This is a genomic window from Granulicella pectinivorans (assembly GCF_900114625.1).
In the GTDB taxonomy this organism is placed as follows: Bacteria; Acidobacteriota; Terriglobia; order Terriglobales; family Acidobacteriaceae; genus Edaphobacter; species Edaphobacter pectinivorans.
In genome coordinates, this window is the sequence record NZ_FOZL01000001.1 from 2,195,225 (window position 1) to 2,209,614 (window position 14,390).

The window sequence follows — 14,390 nt, forward strand, 5'->3', positions numbered from 1 at the left end:
TTGCCGGATTGAGCCCCACGCTCATTCTCAAGAGCCCAAGCTTATCCAGTGTGGCTTCGGTCGCCTGGTGCCCCGGGTGGAACCCACATCTCAGCAGCGAGATGTGGGGCACCCGGGTTGGGGGCGGTTTAGAGGGCGGCGATGCAGTCGATTTCTACGAGGGAGTCGCCGGGGACGCCGCCTACGACGGCGATCGTGGTGCGAACGGGGGGAACTCCGCCGAAGCGGCCGGCATAGGCGGCGTTCATTTTGGCGTAGTTGGCGAGGTCGGAGAGGTAGACGTTGACCTTGAGGACCTTCTCCATGGAGGAGCCGGCGGCCTTGAGCTGGAGTTCGATCTCATCGAGGACGTGCTTGGTGTGCTCTTCGATGGTGCCCTTGAAGTGGGCGCCGGTGCCGGCGATGAAGACGAGACCGCCGTAGGTGATGATCGAGTTGAAGAGGGGGGCTCCGGCGATGGGAGCGACGCCCGGGGCCAGCGTGGAGGCGGCGTTGGGGATGTCGACGTGCTTGATGGCCTTCTTCTGCCAGGAGACGCCGGTTTGGGCGCTGGATTGCGCCTGGGCTTCGGGGGTGAGGACGGATGCTCCGGCTACGGCGGCTGCCGCGGCTGCGGCGTTCTTGAGGAGACCTCGACGGGACTGGGTGGACATGTATTTTTCCTTTCGTGACTAAGCTTTTTTGAGTGCGGCGCGGATGGCTTTGGCTACAGTCTCATCTTCGCCGGGCTGGAGCATCCAGACGCCTACGACGAGTGTATTGGCGTCGGAGGGGATGCCCTGGTTGGGCTTGTGGCCGGTGTTGGGGTTGAGCTCGATGGAGGGCTCGTGCGCGCGGAGTTTGGCGACGATCTCCTGCGTGGTGACGCCGGTGACGGCGGGGTCGAAGCGGATGAGGAGGTGGGGGACGTGGTTGGCGATCTTGGGCACGACCGTGAGCGTGGTGACCGAGGGGATGTCCTTGACGTGCTTGACGATGAGGTCAACGCGCTTCTGGTAGTCGCCCTGCATGGACTCTTCGGTGTGGGAGAGGACCCAGTCGACGGCGGCGACCATGCCGACGATCTGTTCCTTGGCGACCTTCATGCCGCGTCCCACGCCATCGCCGGGAGGCGCGTTGCGGAGGGCGAGATCGGTGAGGTGCTTCTTGCCGAGGAGCAGGCCTGCGTTCTGCGGGCCGCGCATGCCCTTGCCGCCGGAGAAGGCGACGAGGTCGAAGCCCATGCCGGTGTACTTCCAGAGGTTGGAGATGGGCGGCATGTCGGCGGCGGCGTCGAGGTGGCAGGGGATGTTGTGCTCGTGGGCGACGCGGAGCCATTCTTCACGGCCGATCTGAGCGGTGCCGGCGATGCCGTCTTCTTCTTCGGCGGCGTTGAAGAAGTTGGTCATGACGGCGTTGCCCTGGTCGGCGGCGCGCTTATAGTCGTCCATGGTGACGACCTCGGTGACGCGTGCGCCGCAGAGGAACATGGCGTGATCGTAGCCGTAGCGATGGGCTTTCTGGACGATGACCTGATTCTTCCTGCCGTCGATGGACTGGGGCATGTCGAGGTAGCCGAGGCCCGGGTTGGCGTTTTGCATACAGGCCGCGGTGGCGAGGGAGATGGCTCCGGAGGCACCCGAGGTGACGATGGCTCCCTCGCACTGCAGGCGCCTGGCGATGTACTCGCCGGACTTGACCTGGAGGTCGTGCAGGCGCACGGGGTGGAGCGCGGCGCGTTGCACGGCGGCGAGCACGGAGGGCGGCATGCAGGCGGCGGTCATGGTGGTGTAGGTGCCGGCGGCGTTAATGATGGTGGGGACGCCGAGTTTGGCGTAGTAGTCTTCTCCCTCCTCAGCCCTGGGGGCCGCTGCAAAGGCTGCCGGGGCGGCCGCGAGGAGGCTGGCGGTACCGGAGAGCTGGAAGAATTTTCTGCGGGAGAGGCTGCTTGCTCGAGACTCGGTGTGGGATGACAATCGTCGCTCCGTAACGCTTTCGAGAGGGGTGGGCGGCGGCAGGGGCGCGCCGGGGAGAACATTGCAGGAGTGTTGCAGGACTGATGCCATTTGATGCTAGGACGCGTAGAGTGTCATCGGGCAGAAGACCCTTGAAGATGTAGGGCAAATGCTCTAGTCCTGCCGGACGGGCGCCCTGCGCGGGCGGCGGTCACTTCGTGACGCGTATACCGGTGTTGCCGACTCAAGATGTACTGGTCCCCGCGTTGCTCGGATTTGAATTCCGATTGGCACGAGGACCTTGATTGAACGCCCTAGATGCGGCCGAACTGCTTGACGGCTTCGACGATGGAGTGAAATTTTTCGATGAAGGGGAGCATGCTGTGCTCGCTGTTGTCGAGCTTCTGGGCGAGGATGAGGACCTCGGCGGCGTGGGCGCGGGGGACGACGACGACGCCATCCTGGTCGGCGACGATGATGTCGTTGGGCTCGACGTGGGTGCCGTCGACTTCGAGCGGGATGTTGACGCCGCCGAAACGGTAGTGGCCGACGGAGGTGGAGGGGACGGGGCCGGTGGCGTAGACGGGGAAGCCGATCCTCTTGAGCTGGGGCAGATCGCGGACGCCGCCGTCGACGACGGCTCCGGCGAAGCCGCGGGCGAACATGGAGGTACCCATGAGGCCGCCCATGCCGGCGATATCTTTGCCGTCTTCGACCTTCATGACGTAGACCGAGCCGGGACCGCCGCTATCGATGGCGGAGAGCATGCCGGAGAGGGCGTTGGGATCTTTGTTCTCCTCCTTCTTGAGCAGGACGGTGAGGGCGGTGCCGGCGAACTTGGTGGGGAAGATGGACTGCATGTTGTGGGACATGTAGTGCTTCTGGTGGAGGAGCTGCTCTTCGGCGTCGGAGACGGAGGCGGCTTCGACGTGGCGGTAGGCATCGATCATGAGGGCTGGGTTCTTCTCATAGTCGGCGGCGGTGAGGGGCGCGTCGGCGCGGAGGGTGAAGGCGCAGGCTGCGAGCGAGAGGAGGGCGGAGCCGGTGAGGATCTTCTTGGTGCGGGAAGGCATGGTGATTCTCCAATCAGCAAAATCGTACCGTGTTTGGCGGGCAAAAAAAAACCGCCGTCGAGGGTATCGACGGCGGCGAGGGAGTGATGCAGGGTTAGAAGTTGATCTTGCCGGCGATCTGGAGGACGCGAGCACCGGTGGAGGTTACGGTCGTCTGCGCGCTGGTGATGTAGCCGAACGATGCGCTCTCGATGTTTGCGTTGGGAGCGCTGGGGTTGGGGTGGTTGAACATGTTGAAGGCTTCGACACGAATCTGTGCCGCGACCTGCTCCCAGATGGGGAAGCTCTTGAAGAGAGAGGCGTTGACGTTTGCTCCGCCAGGACCGTAGGAGGCGTTGCGGTGGAGGTTGCCGAAGGTGCCGTTGGCAGGCGACGCGAAGGCCGTCTTGTCGAGGCAGGAGTTGTGGTTGGAGCCGCCGGGACCGGTGACGGTGGCGCGGCTGCAGGTGGAGGCATACGGTACGTGAACGAAGTTCGGTCGCTGCGCAGCTCCGACGCCGTTGACGTGCGCATAGTCCGTGCTGAGGGTGTAGTTGATCGGCGCGCCGGTGCGGAGATCGACGATGGCGTTAGCCTGCCAGCCGCCGAGGGTCTCGCGAAGGACGATATTCTTGTGGTCCAGGGTGGGCAGCGCGTAAGTGAACACGCCGACGAAGCGGTTGCGGATATCGTAGCCGGAGTTGCCGTAGTCGAGCTTGAGGTGACCCTGCCACATGGCAGTGCCGCCGTCGTTCGAGCTGTCGCCTTCGTCCAGAGCGTGCGACCAGGTGTAGCTGAGGTTGGCGGTCAAGCCATGGTAGAGCCGCTGGCGAAGGATGGCGGTGAAGCCGTTATAGAAGGCGGTGGCATCGTTGTGGATGACGCGGATGTTGCCGATGTTGGGGTTAGGCCGGTTGGCATTGGAGAAAGCAGTCGAAGGAGCCGGCTGGTTGGGGTAGTAGCTTTCATCGAGGTGGATGGAGTGCGAACCGAGGTACTGGAGCTCGAAGCCGCCGTTCTTCCAGACTTCCTGGCCGATGTCGAGGTTCCATTGGTACATGCGCTGCGTGGGCAGGTGGTTGTCAACCGTGAAGGCCGAGTAGGGGTTGGAGGCCAGGCCGAAGGCCGTGAGCGCTGGGATCTGGGGGTTGTCGAGGGTGAACTTCAGAGCCGTGCAGGAGGTTCCGTTGGGCAGGCAGTTGGAGTTGGTGATGTTGGCCGAGTAGGGGTAGTTGGTGGAGGACAGCGTGTAGCTGTTCATCTGGTTGGCGTTGTAGTAAATGCCGCCGCCGCCGCGGATGGTGGTCTTATCCAGAACGCGGTAGGCAAAGCCGAGGCGCGGGCTGATGTTGGTCTTGTCGGTCTGGCTGAACTTGAAGCCGGGGTACTTGGTCGCGGTGAGGGGGTTGGTACCGCCCGCCGCGGGGTAGAGGCTGGTCCAGGTGGGATCGAGGATACGGCCCACGCCGTTGAGGGAGTAAGCAGCCTGAGGCAGTTCATAACGAAGACCGAGCTGCAAGGTGAGCTTCTGGGTCAACTGCCAATTGTCCTGGATGAAGAAACCATCGCGCCACTGGCCGATAGAGCCTTTGACCTGGAAGAGCGGCGAGGTGAGGCCGGTGGGGAAGCCGCCGATGAAGGCCGCCGAAGGATCCTGGAGGAGGGTGGTATCGAAGGTGAACTGGCCGCGTGCGGTGTTGGCTGCCGAACGTCCGATGGTGAACTTGCGGAAGCTGACGCCAGCCATGAACGCATGCTTGTTGTGGGTGTATGAGATCTGATCGTAGAGGGTGAGGGTACGGTCGTCCTGGAACCAGTTGGTTCCGCTCTGGCCGATGCCCTGGTAGCCGGTGATGCTCATATCGACGAGTCCGGGGTTGCCGCTGTCAACGTCCGCAGTGAAGCCGGGGATGCCGAGAGCGGAACCGGCAGAGGTCGCGCCGGTCTGGTACTGCTGGTTCACGATCTGGGTGATGAGGGTGTTGAAGCCGAGGTGCAGATCGTTGACGATGTTCGGGGTGATGATGCGGGTGTAGCCGATCACGCCATTGCGGCCGCGCGAGTTGGTATAAGCGGTATTGGCCAGGTTGATGGCCTGCGAGTAGTTGCTGACCGTCTGCATCGCGAAGCGAGCGAAGATTCGGTCCTTCTCGGTGGGGTTGAAGTCGACGCGCTCGAGGTTGGCATTCGAGTTGACGGCGTTGGGAAGATTACCCTGCCAGTTGATGGGGTTGGCCAGCGAGTAGGTGGTTGCGATGTTCGGCGTGGTGAGGTAGGGCAGGATCTTGGCTGAAATGGGATCGACGGGAACCATGTTATTCGCGTAAGCGACATGGGTGATGGGGTTGAGGAGCTGCTTGTTGGTGGAGCTGTTGGGGCTGGCGCAGATACCGCCAACGAAGCCTGCGGTACACAGTTCGCCGAAGTCGCCGGTGCGCATGCGGTTGGTGAGCACGGTGCCGGTGGTCGAGGTGGCGCCGTGGTTGCGGAGACCTTCATAGGAGCCGAGGAAGAAGGCCTTATCCTTCCAGATGGGACCGCTGACGACGCCACCGAAGAGGTTGTAGCGAAGCTGCGACTTGGGAACCGTCTTGGCCTGGAGCCAGCTCCTGGCGTTGAAGCCGTCGTTGCGGACGTAGTCGTACACGGTGCCGTGGAACTTGTTCGTGCCGGAGCGGGTGACCTGGTTGATGTGGACACCGAGGTAGTCGCCGTACTGCGCGGTGTAGTTGCCGTTCTGGGTCTGGACGGCGTCGAGCGCGTCGGAGTTGGGAACGATGAAGGCGGTCGAGATGAGGTTGTTCATCAGCGAGATGCCGTCGAGCGAGATCACGTTGGTGATGTTGCGGGTGCCGGCGCCAGAGGCGCGGTTGCCCGGGGGGTTACCGGTCAGCGCGTCGCTCGAGACCGTGATATTCGAGGCGGTGGCAGCGAGCTGGAGCGCCTGGCGACCCTGCGTGGGAAGATCGTGAACCTGTTCGGCGTTGACGGTCTCGCCGAGGAGGGCGTCGTCGGTGGAGAGCGGCGGGTTATCGGCGGTGACGGTGAGTTCGGTGGACTCGGAGCCTACCTTCAGCGCCGCATCGGTACGGACGGCGACGTTGATGCTGACGATGACGCCTTTCGTAACCGTCTTTTGGAATCCGGTTTTTTCAACCGTGATGTCATAGGTTCCGGGAAGAATGTAAGGGATCGAATAATAGCCCTCGGCGTTGGTCACGCCTGGGTATGCGATCTTAGTGTCGACATTGGTGCCGACAACCTTAGCGCCTGCAACAACACCGCCTGAGGCGTCGGTAACCGTACCGACCAGCGCTGTATTGTTCGCGACCTGGGCTCTCATGAAGAGAGCAGAGGAGAAGAGTAGGCAACAGAGAAAGATTTTTTTCACAGTCATTGGCTCCTGAAAAATCGGGTGTGGCCCGGCAGATATGACAAAACAGCTTGTTACACCGTTCGATCGAAGGATCTCGATGTGGAAACGGTTTCATGTTGCGATGGAATACTACGAGTGGATAACGGATTCACAGTCCTGTCATCAGGCAGTTGACGGAGGGTGAAATACGTCAAAGAGCCTAGAGAATCAACTAGTCCAGGTGGACCAGGCCGCGCTGCAGGGCGTAGATCGTCGCCTGCGTGCGATCTCGGGCTCCCATCTTGTCCAGGACGGACGAGACGTGGATACGTACTGTCTTTTCAGCAATATGCAGTTGTTCGGCAATTTCGCGGTTGGATCGGCCCTGCGTGATGCAGAGAAGCACCTCGGTCTCACGGGGGGTGAGATCGACCGACGGCATGCGCTCGGCGAGGCGGTCGAGCGCCGCCGGCGGGAGGTACCGCAGGCCGCGATCGACGGTCTGGATGGCGTTGATGAGCTCTTCGCCGCTGGCATCCTTGGTCAGGTAGGCCATCGCGCCGGAGCGCACGGCACGGTAGATGTCCTCGGAGCCGTGATAGTTGGAAAGGACAACGATGCGGGCGGGCTGCCGCTCCTTGCGCAGGAGGCGGATGACGTCGAATCCGCTGACGCGGGGAAGGCGGAGGTCGAGGATGACGACGTCGGGTTTGAGGGTGCGGTAGAGTTCGACGCCCTGCTCGCCGTCGGAGGCCTCGCCGATGACGCGAATCTGCGAGTGACCGGCCAGGACGGACTGCAGCGCCATGCGCGCGAGAAAGTGATCCTCGATGAGAAGAACCCGAATCTGCCTCAACGCGATAGCTCCATAGCAGTGTTGTACACGCTGAGGGATAGAGTTGTCTCGATTGGGGGTAACAGAGATGGGTCAAATGCCCGTGAAAGGTGGATCAAAACCTTGTCCTGCCGGACTGCTCCGGTGCGCGCGGGGCGGGGCAGTCCGTGCCGTGTCACGGCTTCGCGGGCTCTGCCGTTGGTCGAAAGGAGGAGCTACACGCCGATCCACGGTACGATGTAGTGCTGCTGGTGGGGGAGATAGTTGATGGTTTGGAAGCTGACGGTGACCGAGACCTCGGTGCCCGAGTCGATGGCGGAGTTGACCCGGAGAGAACCGCCGAGCTTGCGGGCACGCTCTTCCATGACAGGAATGCCGAAGTGGCCGGTGCGGACGGCGAGGTCGGTGAAGAGGAAGCCGCGTCCGTTGTCGCGGACGGTGATGTGGAGGGACTCCTCGTCGTAGCGGAGGGCGACGTGGATGGTGGAGCAGCCGGAGTGGCGGATGGCGTTGGTGACCGCCTCCTGGCCGATGCAGACGAGGTGGTGGACGGCGCCGGGAGCGATGGGGATCTCGTCGCCGTGGACCTCGAAGGTGGTCTGGACGGAGTCGCGGAGGCGATGGGCGTCGATGGCGCGGGAGAGGGCCTCGGAGAGGATGTCGGTCAGTTCGTGCGGATCGCGGAGGTCCCAGATGATGCGGCGGGCCTCGGCCTGGCAGTGGGCGACCATGGAGCGGGCGAGTTCGCAGGATTTTGCGGCGGGGGTGAGGGTCTCGTCGACGTCCTTGAAGAGCTTGGCGGTGGCTTCGAGCTGCCAGGAGATGGCGGCGAAACCGGCCATCAGCGTGTCGTGGCAGTCGCTGGCGATGCGGTTGCGCTCTTCGAGCACGATGCCCATCTGCCCTTTGAGGAGCTGGTCGCGCTGGCGGAGGAGCTGCGCGGCGAGAGCGATGAGGGCGAGCGAGACGAAGAGGTAGGAGTACCAGGTCTGGTAGAGGAAAGGTTTCTGGCGGACGGCGACGACGGCGACGGCGGTCTGCCAGGGCTGGCCGGGGGTGTGGGCCTGGACCTCGAAACGATAGTGGCCGGGGGGGAGGCGTCGGTAGTGCGCGATGCGGCCGGGGGTGACGGTCCAATCGTTGTCGTATTCGGTAAGGCGGTAACGGAACTCGACGGGACGTGCGGCGGGGGGAGTGGCGTCGAAGAAGAGGACGAGATCGCTGTGGCCGGGTTCCAGGACAACGCTGTTGCCGCTGCCCACGATGGAGGAGGCGAGCTCCGTGGTGAAGGACCAGCCGGGGATGATGGCGGTGGGCGCGCCGGGTGCGGCGATCTCCGAACCGGCCGGGGTTGGTTCCGGGGCCTGGGGTGGGACGCTGGTGTAGGGTGGCAGGGGCGCGATCTGGGCATCGGCGCCTGGGGCGGAGGTTCCGGCCCAGGCGCAGAGAGATGACATCAACAGGAGAAGCGCCAGCCGTCTCGGGAAATATGTCATTTCCTCTACGCGAACACAGACAGAGGACGATGCGCAAGGGTTAAACGCGCGCCGGGCGATCCTTCTCGCTTTCCAGCGCGATTTCGGGATGAACGACGAGCCAGCAGACGGCTCCCAGGAGGGCGAGGAAGGCGGCGACGGCGAAGGAGGTGGTCCAGCCGAAGCGCCCCGCGATCCAGGGAGTGAGCGAGGCGGTGATGGCGCCGCCGATCTGTCCGCCCATGTTGACCATGGAGGAGAAGACGCCGGAGCTGCGGCCGGCGATATCGACCGAGACGGACCAGAAGGTGCTCTGCGAGAGGTAGAGGGCTCCTGCGCCGCCGGCCAGGATAATGCCGGCGAGCTGGGGGCTGTGCACCTGGGAGCCAAGGACGAGGAAGATGGCGGTGATGACCAGCGAGACCGAGGCCAGGTAGCAGCGGCCGACGCGCAGGCCGTGGAGGCGGGTGAGGCGATCCGAGAGGGCACCGCCAGCCAGACTGCCGACCGTCATGCAGAGGAAGGGCAGCATGGTGAAGCGTGCGCTGGACTTGAGGTCGAAGCCGCGTACCTGCGCCATGTAGAGGAAGAACCAACTGAAGAAGACCCAGGCGATGTAGCCGAAGCTGAAGTATCCGACCATGAGGGCGGCGAGATCCTTGCGGGCGAAGATGGCCTTCCAGGAGATCTTGTGGGGCGTGGAGGGTGAGGCTCCGGCGTCGCGCGAGGAGAAGCTGATGCCTGCGCGGATCTCGCGGAGCTCTGCGCGGGAGACGCCGGGGTGCTCTTCCGGGGTGTCGCGGGCGAACACCCACCAGACGGCTCCGGCGATGACGCCGATGACGGCCGAGAACCAGAACGCCGAACGCCAGCCGTCGGCGAGGATGATCCAGGTGAGCAGTGGAGGGGTGAGGCCGGAGCCGGCGCCGACGCCCGCGAAGATGAGGCCGTTGACGAAGCCGCGTTCCTGCTGCGGAACCCAGCGGGCGACGAACTGGTTGGCTGCGGGGTAGATGACGGCTTCCCCGGCGCCGAGCGCGAAGCGGACCGCGATGAGCAGCATGACCGCGTGGGGAATCCCAGCGGGGAGCATGGCGGTGAGGGCGGTGAAGAGTCCCCACCAGAAGACGCCGAGGGTGAGCACGCGGCGAGGGCCGAAGCGAGCGGCGAGGAATCCGGCAGGAAGCTGGAAGCCGGCGTAGCCGACGAGGAAGGCTGAGAAGAGCCAGCCGAGCCGCTGGTTGCCAAGCAGGTACTCCTGGCTGATCTGGAGACCGGCGATGGAGATGTTGGTGCGATCGAGGAACGCGACGCCTGAGAGGACGAAGAGCCAGAAGGCGAGGAAGAAACGGACTCGGGAGTGACGGCCATTTACCATCACTGAGTCTCCCGGATTTGAAAGGGTGGGGCTGTATGACGAAGGCATCTATTGAACTGTAATTTGTGTGGAACCCCATTGGCTGCGGGTGCGTAGGGCATTTGTCTCAAGCAAGATGCATGGTGGTTGCTCGCGTCGATGGCGAGCGATGTGGGCGTGTTTCTTCGGGCGAGTTGAAGGCAGATGTTCAATGTGCTTTACCGGGTGCGTCGCAGGCTGTGAGGATGGCTTGGGTCGGATGGAGGAACGGATGGCAGATCGGAATGGCTCTCTCGGGCTCGGCGAACACAGGGCGCGTGCGGATGGAGGCACTGGCGGCGGCTGGCGATGCGAGGGCGAGAGGTGCGGAAGGGCTTGGGGGCGCGAACGCAGGCCGGGGACGCAGGGTTTGGGACAGATTCAGGATACGCAAAGGAGCTCCCAATCTTCGTACCTGCGGTAGAGGCTGCGCTGGCCGGAGAGATCAACCCGCGTCATGATTTGAGCGGGGATGTGTCCAAGAGATGTTTTGGGGGATTCGAGATCGGATGGGCTTCGTGCGGTGCGCCCGATGATCCGGGCGCACCGCCGAAGGTTGTGGGTTAGAAGTGGTACTTGACCGAGAGCTGCAGGTTACGAGGACCAGAACGAGCAGAGCTGATAACACCGAAGCTCGTTGAGGTTACGTTGTTTCCCGGGTTAGAGAGGTACGCGCTATTGAGGAGGTTATCCGCATCGGCGCGGAAGTTGACCGCCTGTTCGTGCCAGATACGGAAGTCCTTGGTGATCGAGGCTCCATAGGTCTGGTAGCTGGGTACACGCTCCGAGTCGGGGCGCGCCGTGCCAAACGTACCAGCAGCAGGCTGTCCGTACGCGCAAACGCCGTTGTCGACGCCTGCCGTGGTGCAGGGGATTGCCGAAGGATCGGTACCGAACCAGTTGGCGGCGCTGCGGTTGACGATCTTCAGAGTGCGGTAGTGATTGGCGCGCTGCGAGTTGCCATTCACCATGGAGTTGTTGGATGCGACGAGCGTGATTGGGAATCCGGAGTAGGCGATGCCGGTCATGCCGATCTTCCAGCCACCGACGACCTCATCCACATAGACGGGCATATTCGCACCGAACATGCGACCACGACCCACAGGCAGATCATAGACGCCGTTGAAGTTGAGACCATGACGCACGTCCTGACCGGTCGGACCGTACTCCGAGTGGAGGTCATAGACGTTCTCGGCATAGGCCGACGAGGCGCTGATGCTCGGCACGCCGTAGAAGCCGGTGCTGTTGGTCATCGCCTTGCTGTAGGTGTAGTTGACGGTGTACTGCAGGCCGTGCCAAGCACGCTGACGGAACGAAGCCTGAAGCGCGTTGTAGTTCATCATGGCGTTGGAGTCGGTATAACGAATGGTTCCGTTGTAGCCGACGCCAGGGGTGGTGTAGAACGGCGCGGGAGCCTGCGTGAGGCAAGCCGCCGGTGGGGTAGGAGTGGAGACGGGTACAGGTGCCCCGTTGATGATGCAGGGATTGTGGAGTTGGTTGCGGGCGTTGGCCGTGACGAGGTGCTGTCCGGACTCGCCAAGGTAAGCGATCTGCAACGAGGACGTCCTGTTGAGCTGATACTCGGTTGCCAGGCTGTACTCGCCGATGAAAGCGGGCTTGATGTTCTTGTTCCACACGTTGTAAACGGCACCGGACGCCGCGGCGGCGTTGGCCGGAGCGGTGAAGCCACTCTGTACCGTGAAGAAGTTGCCAGGGTTGGTGGTTGATACCTGTGTACCGCTGGCTTCGTATGTGCTCTGGAATGGAAGGTTGGTGGTCATGCGCAGGTTGGCTCCAGTGCCTTCCATGAAGTTCTGGATGCCGTATCCGCCGCGTACTACGAGTTTGGGGGTAGCCGCGTAGTTGAAGCCGACACGCGGCATCACGCTGCCATAGTAGGGGTTCACAAGACCACGGCCAAAGCCAGCGGCGCGTGCCTGTGGGGTTCCGTCGAGCAGGATGACCGAGGGGTTGGCCGGGTCTATCGTCGACATGTGGTTGTGAACTTCGTAGATGGGCTGGTCGTACTCATAGCGAACACCGATGTTGGCGGTGAAGCTTGGAGTGATCTTCCAGTCATCCTGGAGGAAGTAGCCATCGCGCCACGAACGCATGCCGGCGGGTCCTGAGACGCCGCCCTTTGAGACGAACGAGGCGCGGTTCAGCAGAAAGTCCGCCGCGGTGTAACCGTTGGCGGTGAAGCCGTTTGCATCAGGAGTAGCTGTGTTCGCTGTTCCGGCGCCAAGGTAGTAGAAGCCGCCCATCGAACCGTCGTTGCCGGGGTAGAAGTTGTTCTGCTGCTGCCGCTGGAACTGCACGCCAGCCTTGAGGGTGTGACGGCCAATCTGCCAGGTGAAGTTGTCGCCGTAGAGGAAGGTGTTGTCGGTGAAGTTGGTGCCGGTGTTCGAGTTGCCGAGACCGGTATACTCGCTGCCGTTCGTCAAGGTGATGCCGGCAGGGCTAGCCGGGGTGCTGAACGAGAGAGCCGCGAAGCCGGCGAAGGCTTGCGTGGCGTTGATGCCGAGCAGGCTGTTACCGTTCAGGCCGAAGGCGCCGGACCGGTCCAGCAGGACTGCGCCAAGGTTCTGGATGCGGGTGTAACCGGCACGGAACTCGTTGACCATCGAAGAGTTGAAGGTGTGAACCTCGTTGATGGCCACGCCCTTGACCGGGTTGGTGGGCGCGCTGGTGAAGGTGGTGGGAAGCGGGCTCTGCGAGGTGCTGCCATTCGCGCTCTGGGTATAGCGGACCGAGACGGCATCCTTGCTGGACGCCTTCCAGTCAACCTTCACATCGAACTGATCGCCATAGCTGCGATTCTTTGAGAAGCCAAGGTAGTTGGCCGAGGCCGGGGAGTTGCTCGCGGAAGGAAGCTGGTTGGGCAGAGGATAGAGTTCAGGATGCTGGAACAGGTAGATAGCGGCGGGGTTGGTGATGTTGATCTTGTTGTTGGCGTATGCGGTGCCGGGGTTGGTGGCATCGTAGAGCTGAATGAGCTTGCTGTTGTTGCAGGTGGTACCGGGCTTCGAGCACATCAGGACCGGGTTGAGGAGTTCTGAGAAGTCGCCGGTACGCTCCTTGGCGGTGAGCACGGTTGCAGTCGCCGGACCGCCGGTGTGATAACGGCCACCCTGGTAGTCGGCGAAGAAGAAGAGCTTGTCCTTGAAGATTGGTCCGCCAAAGGTTCCACCGAAGATATTACGGGTGAATCCGCTCCTGGCGACGATCGGCGTGCTGTACTTGTTGGCCCAGGTGTTGGCGTTCAGCTTTCCATCGGAGAGGAAGTAGAAGGCGCTTCCGTGCCACTGGTTCGTACCGCTCTTGGTGGTGTAGAGCACATCGCCGCCCAGTACGTTGCCGTACTCGGCCGATGCGTTGGCCGAGACGATCTGGACCTGGCCGATGGCATCGACGCTGGGGTTGTAGCCAGGGGTGTCGTTGAGGGTCTCGTTGATGTTGACGCCGTCGAGGATGTACTGGTTGGTCTGCTGACGGTTGCCGTTGATGGAGACAGTGTTACCGCCCTGCGTGATGGCGGCCTGCCCGACGAAGCCGTTGGGGCTGGTGCTGACCGATCCGGGGAGAAACATCGTCAGTGAGACGATATCGCGGCTGACCATGGGGATGTTCTCGATCGCGCGGCTATCGAGCGTCGTCGCCAGAGTAGAGTTCTCCGTGTTCAAGAGAGGAGCAACCTCCGACTGGATCGAGACGTTCTGCTGCGTTCCCTCAAGGGTGAGCTTGCTGTCGATCTTCGCGTCCTGGGCGGTTTCAAGGACGAACGGGCCATAGGTGGCTGTCGCGAATCCCGGAGCGGAGATCGTTACCTTGTAGTTGCCGATCTGTAGGAAGCGGATGTTGTAGATACCATCCTTGTTGGTCGTGCTCGATGTGGCCACGTTGGTGTCAATGTTTGTAGCAGTCGCCTTGGCATTCGGGACGACGGCGCCCGAGGGGTCCGTTACGGTACCGTTGACGCTTCCGGTGATCGTCTGACCGAAGGCGCTTACGCAGCAACAGACTGCGAGCAAAAGCATCAGCGAGAGATGGCGTATGAATCTGGATTGCATGTATTGCCTCCAAAAGAGTGGTCTTCTCGTACAGACTGACCGTGAAGATCTTGAACTGCGTTTACCTCGCTGTGGCCCAACGAATGCTGCGAGGCAGTTGTGGATGCAAAGCATCCTCCCTCCATGTGCCGATGCCCCTTCTCGCTCACTTGAATAAAAAATGATGAAGATGACCTGAAGCCAGGGAATCTTCCTAGAGGTAGAACATGGGACGTTCCGGCAAAACTGTCATGGAATGATGAGATTGTTGCAATTGGATTATGAGGATCGATT

The 14,390-nt window shown here is 62.3% G+C and carries 8 protein-coding genes; all 8 read right to left on the minus strand.

What is annotated here, in order from left to right:
- Positions 1 to 128 precede the first annotated feature (128 nt).
- Positions 129 to 653 carry a RidA family protein gene (locus BM400_RS08820; RefSeq protein WP_089838556.1) on the minus strand — a complete coding sequence of 175 codons (525 nt, stop codon included), beginning with the start codon at positions 651 to 653 and terminating at the stop codon, positions 129 to 131.
- Between the two features lie 18 nt (positions 654 to 671).
- Entirely contained in the window at positions 672 to 1,955 is a 1,284-nt protein-coding gene (locus tag BM400_RS08825; protein WP_089838558.1) for a selenocysteine synthase, read from the minus strand.
- 293 nt (positions 1,956 to 2,248) lie between these two features.
- The gene (locus BM400_RS08830; RefSeq protein WP_089838560.1) at positions 2,249 to 3,007 is read right to left on the minus strand and encodes an RraA family protein; all 759 of its coding nucleotides are present in this window, start codon (positions 3,005 to 3,007) and stop codon (positions 2,249 to 2,251) included.
- Between the two features lie 94 nt (positions 3,008 to 3,101).
- Positions 3,102 to 6,329 (minus strand): TonB-dependent receptor, encoded by a 3,228-nt coding sequence (locus BM400_RS08835; RefSeq protein WP_245781763.1) that lies wholly within the window; start codon positions 6,327 to 6,329, stop codon positions 3,102 to 3,104.
- A 244-nt stretch (positions 6,330 to 6,573) separates the two neighbouring features.
- Positions 6,574 to 7,197 (minus strand): response regulator, encoded by a 624-nt coding sequence (locus BM400_RS08840; RefSeq protein WP_089838562.1) that lies wholly within the window; start codon positions 7,195 to 7,197, stop codon positions 6,574 to 6,576.
- 194 nt (positions 7,198 to 7,391) lie between these two features.
- Positions 7,392 to 8,633: an ATP-binding protein gene (locus BM400_RS08845; RefSeq protein ID WP_089838564.1), complete on the minus strand. Its 1,242-nt coding sequence runs from the start codon at positions 8,631 to 8,633 to the stop codon at positions 7,392 to 7,394.
- A 79-nt stretch (positions 8,634 to 8,712) separates the two neighbouring features.
- Positions 8,713 to 10,029, minus strand: a complete 1,317-nt coding sequence (locus tag BM400_RS08850) for an MFS transporter (RefSeq protein WP_089838565.1) — start codon at positions 10,027 to 10,029, stop codon at positions 8,713 to 8,715.
- Between the two features lie 581 nt (positions 10,030 to 10,610).
- Positions 10,611 to 14,117: a TonB-dependent receptor gene (locus tag BM400_RS08855; protein WP_089838567.1), complete on the minus strand. Its 3,507-nt coding sequence runs from the start codon at positions 14,115 to 14,117 to the stop codon at positions 10,611 to 10,613.
- Positions 14,118 to 14,390: the final 273 nt, after the last annotated feature.

Bases quoted from the DNA above. Each gene is read 5' to 3' on its own strand.
- BM400_RS08820 (WP_089838556.1), bottom strand. From the start codon at position 653: ATGTCCACCCAGTCCCGTCGAGGTCTCCTCAAGAACGCCGCAGCCGCG.
- BM400_RS08830 (WP_089838560.1), bottom strand. From the start codon at position 3,007: ATGCCTTCCCGCACCAAGAAGATCCTCACCGGCTCCGCCCTCCTCTCG.
- BM400_RS08835 (WP_245781763.1), bottom strand. From the start codon at position 6,329: ATGAGAGCCCAGGTCGCGAACAATACAGCGCTGGTCGGTACGGTTACC.
- BM400_RS08845 (WP_089838564.1), bottom strand. From the start codon at position 8,633: ATGTCATCTCTCTGCGCCTGGGCCGGAACCTCCGCCCCAGGCGCCGAT.
- BM400_RS08850 (WP_089838565.1), bottom strand. From the start codon at position 10,029: ATGGTAAATGGCCGTCACTCCCGAGTCCGTTTCTTCCTCGCCTTCTGG.
- BM400_RS08855 (WP_089838567.1), bottom strand. From the start codon at position 14,117: ATGCAATCCAGATTCATACGCCATCTCTCGCTGATGCTTTTGCTCGCA.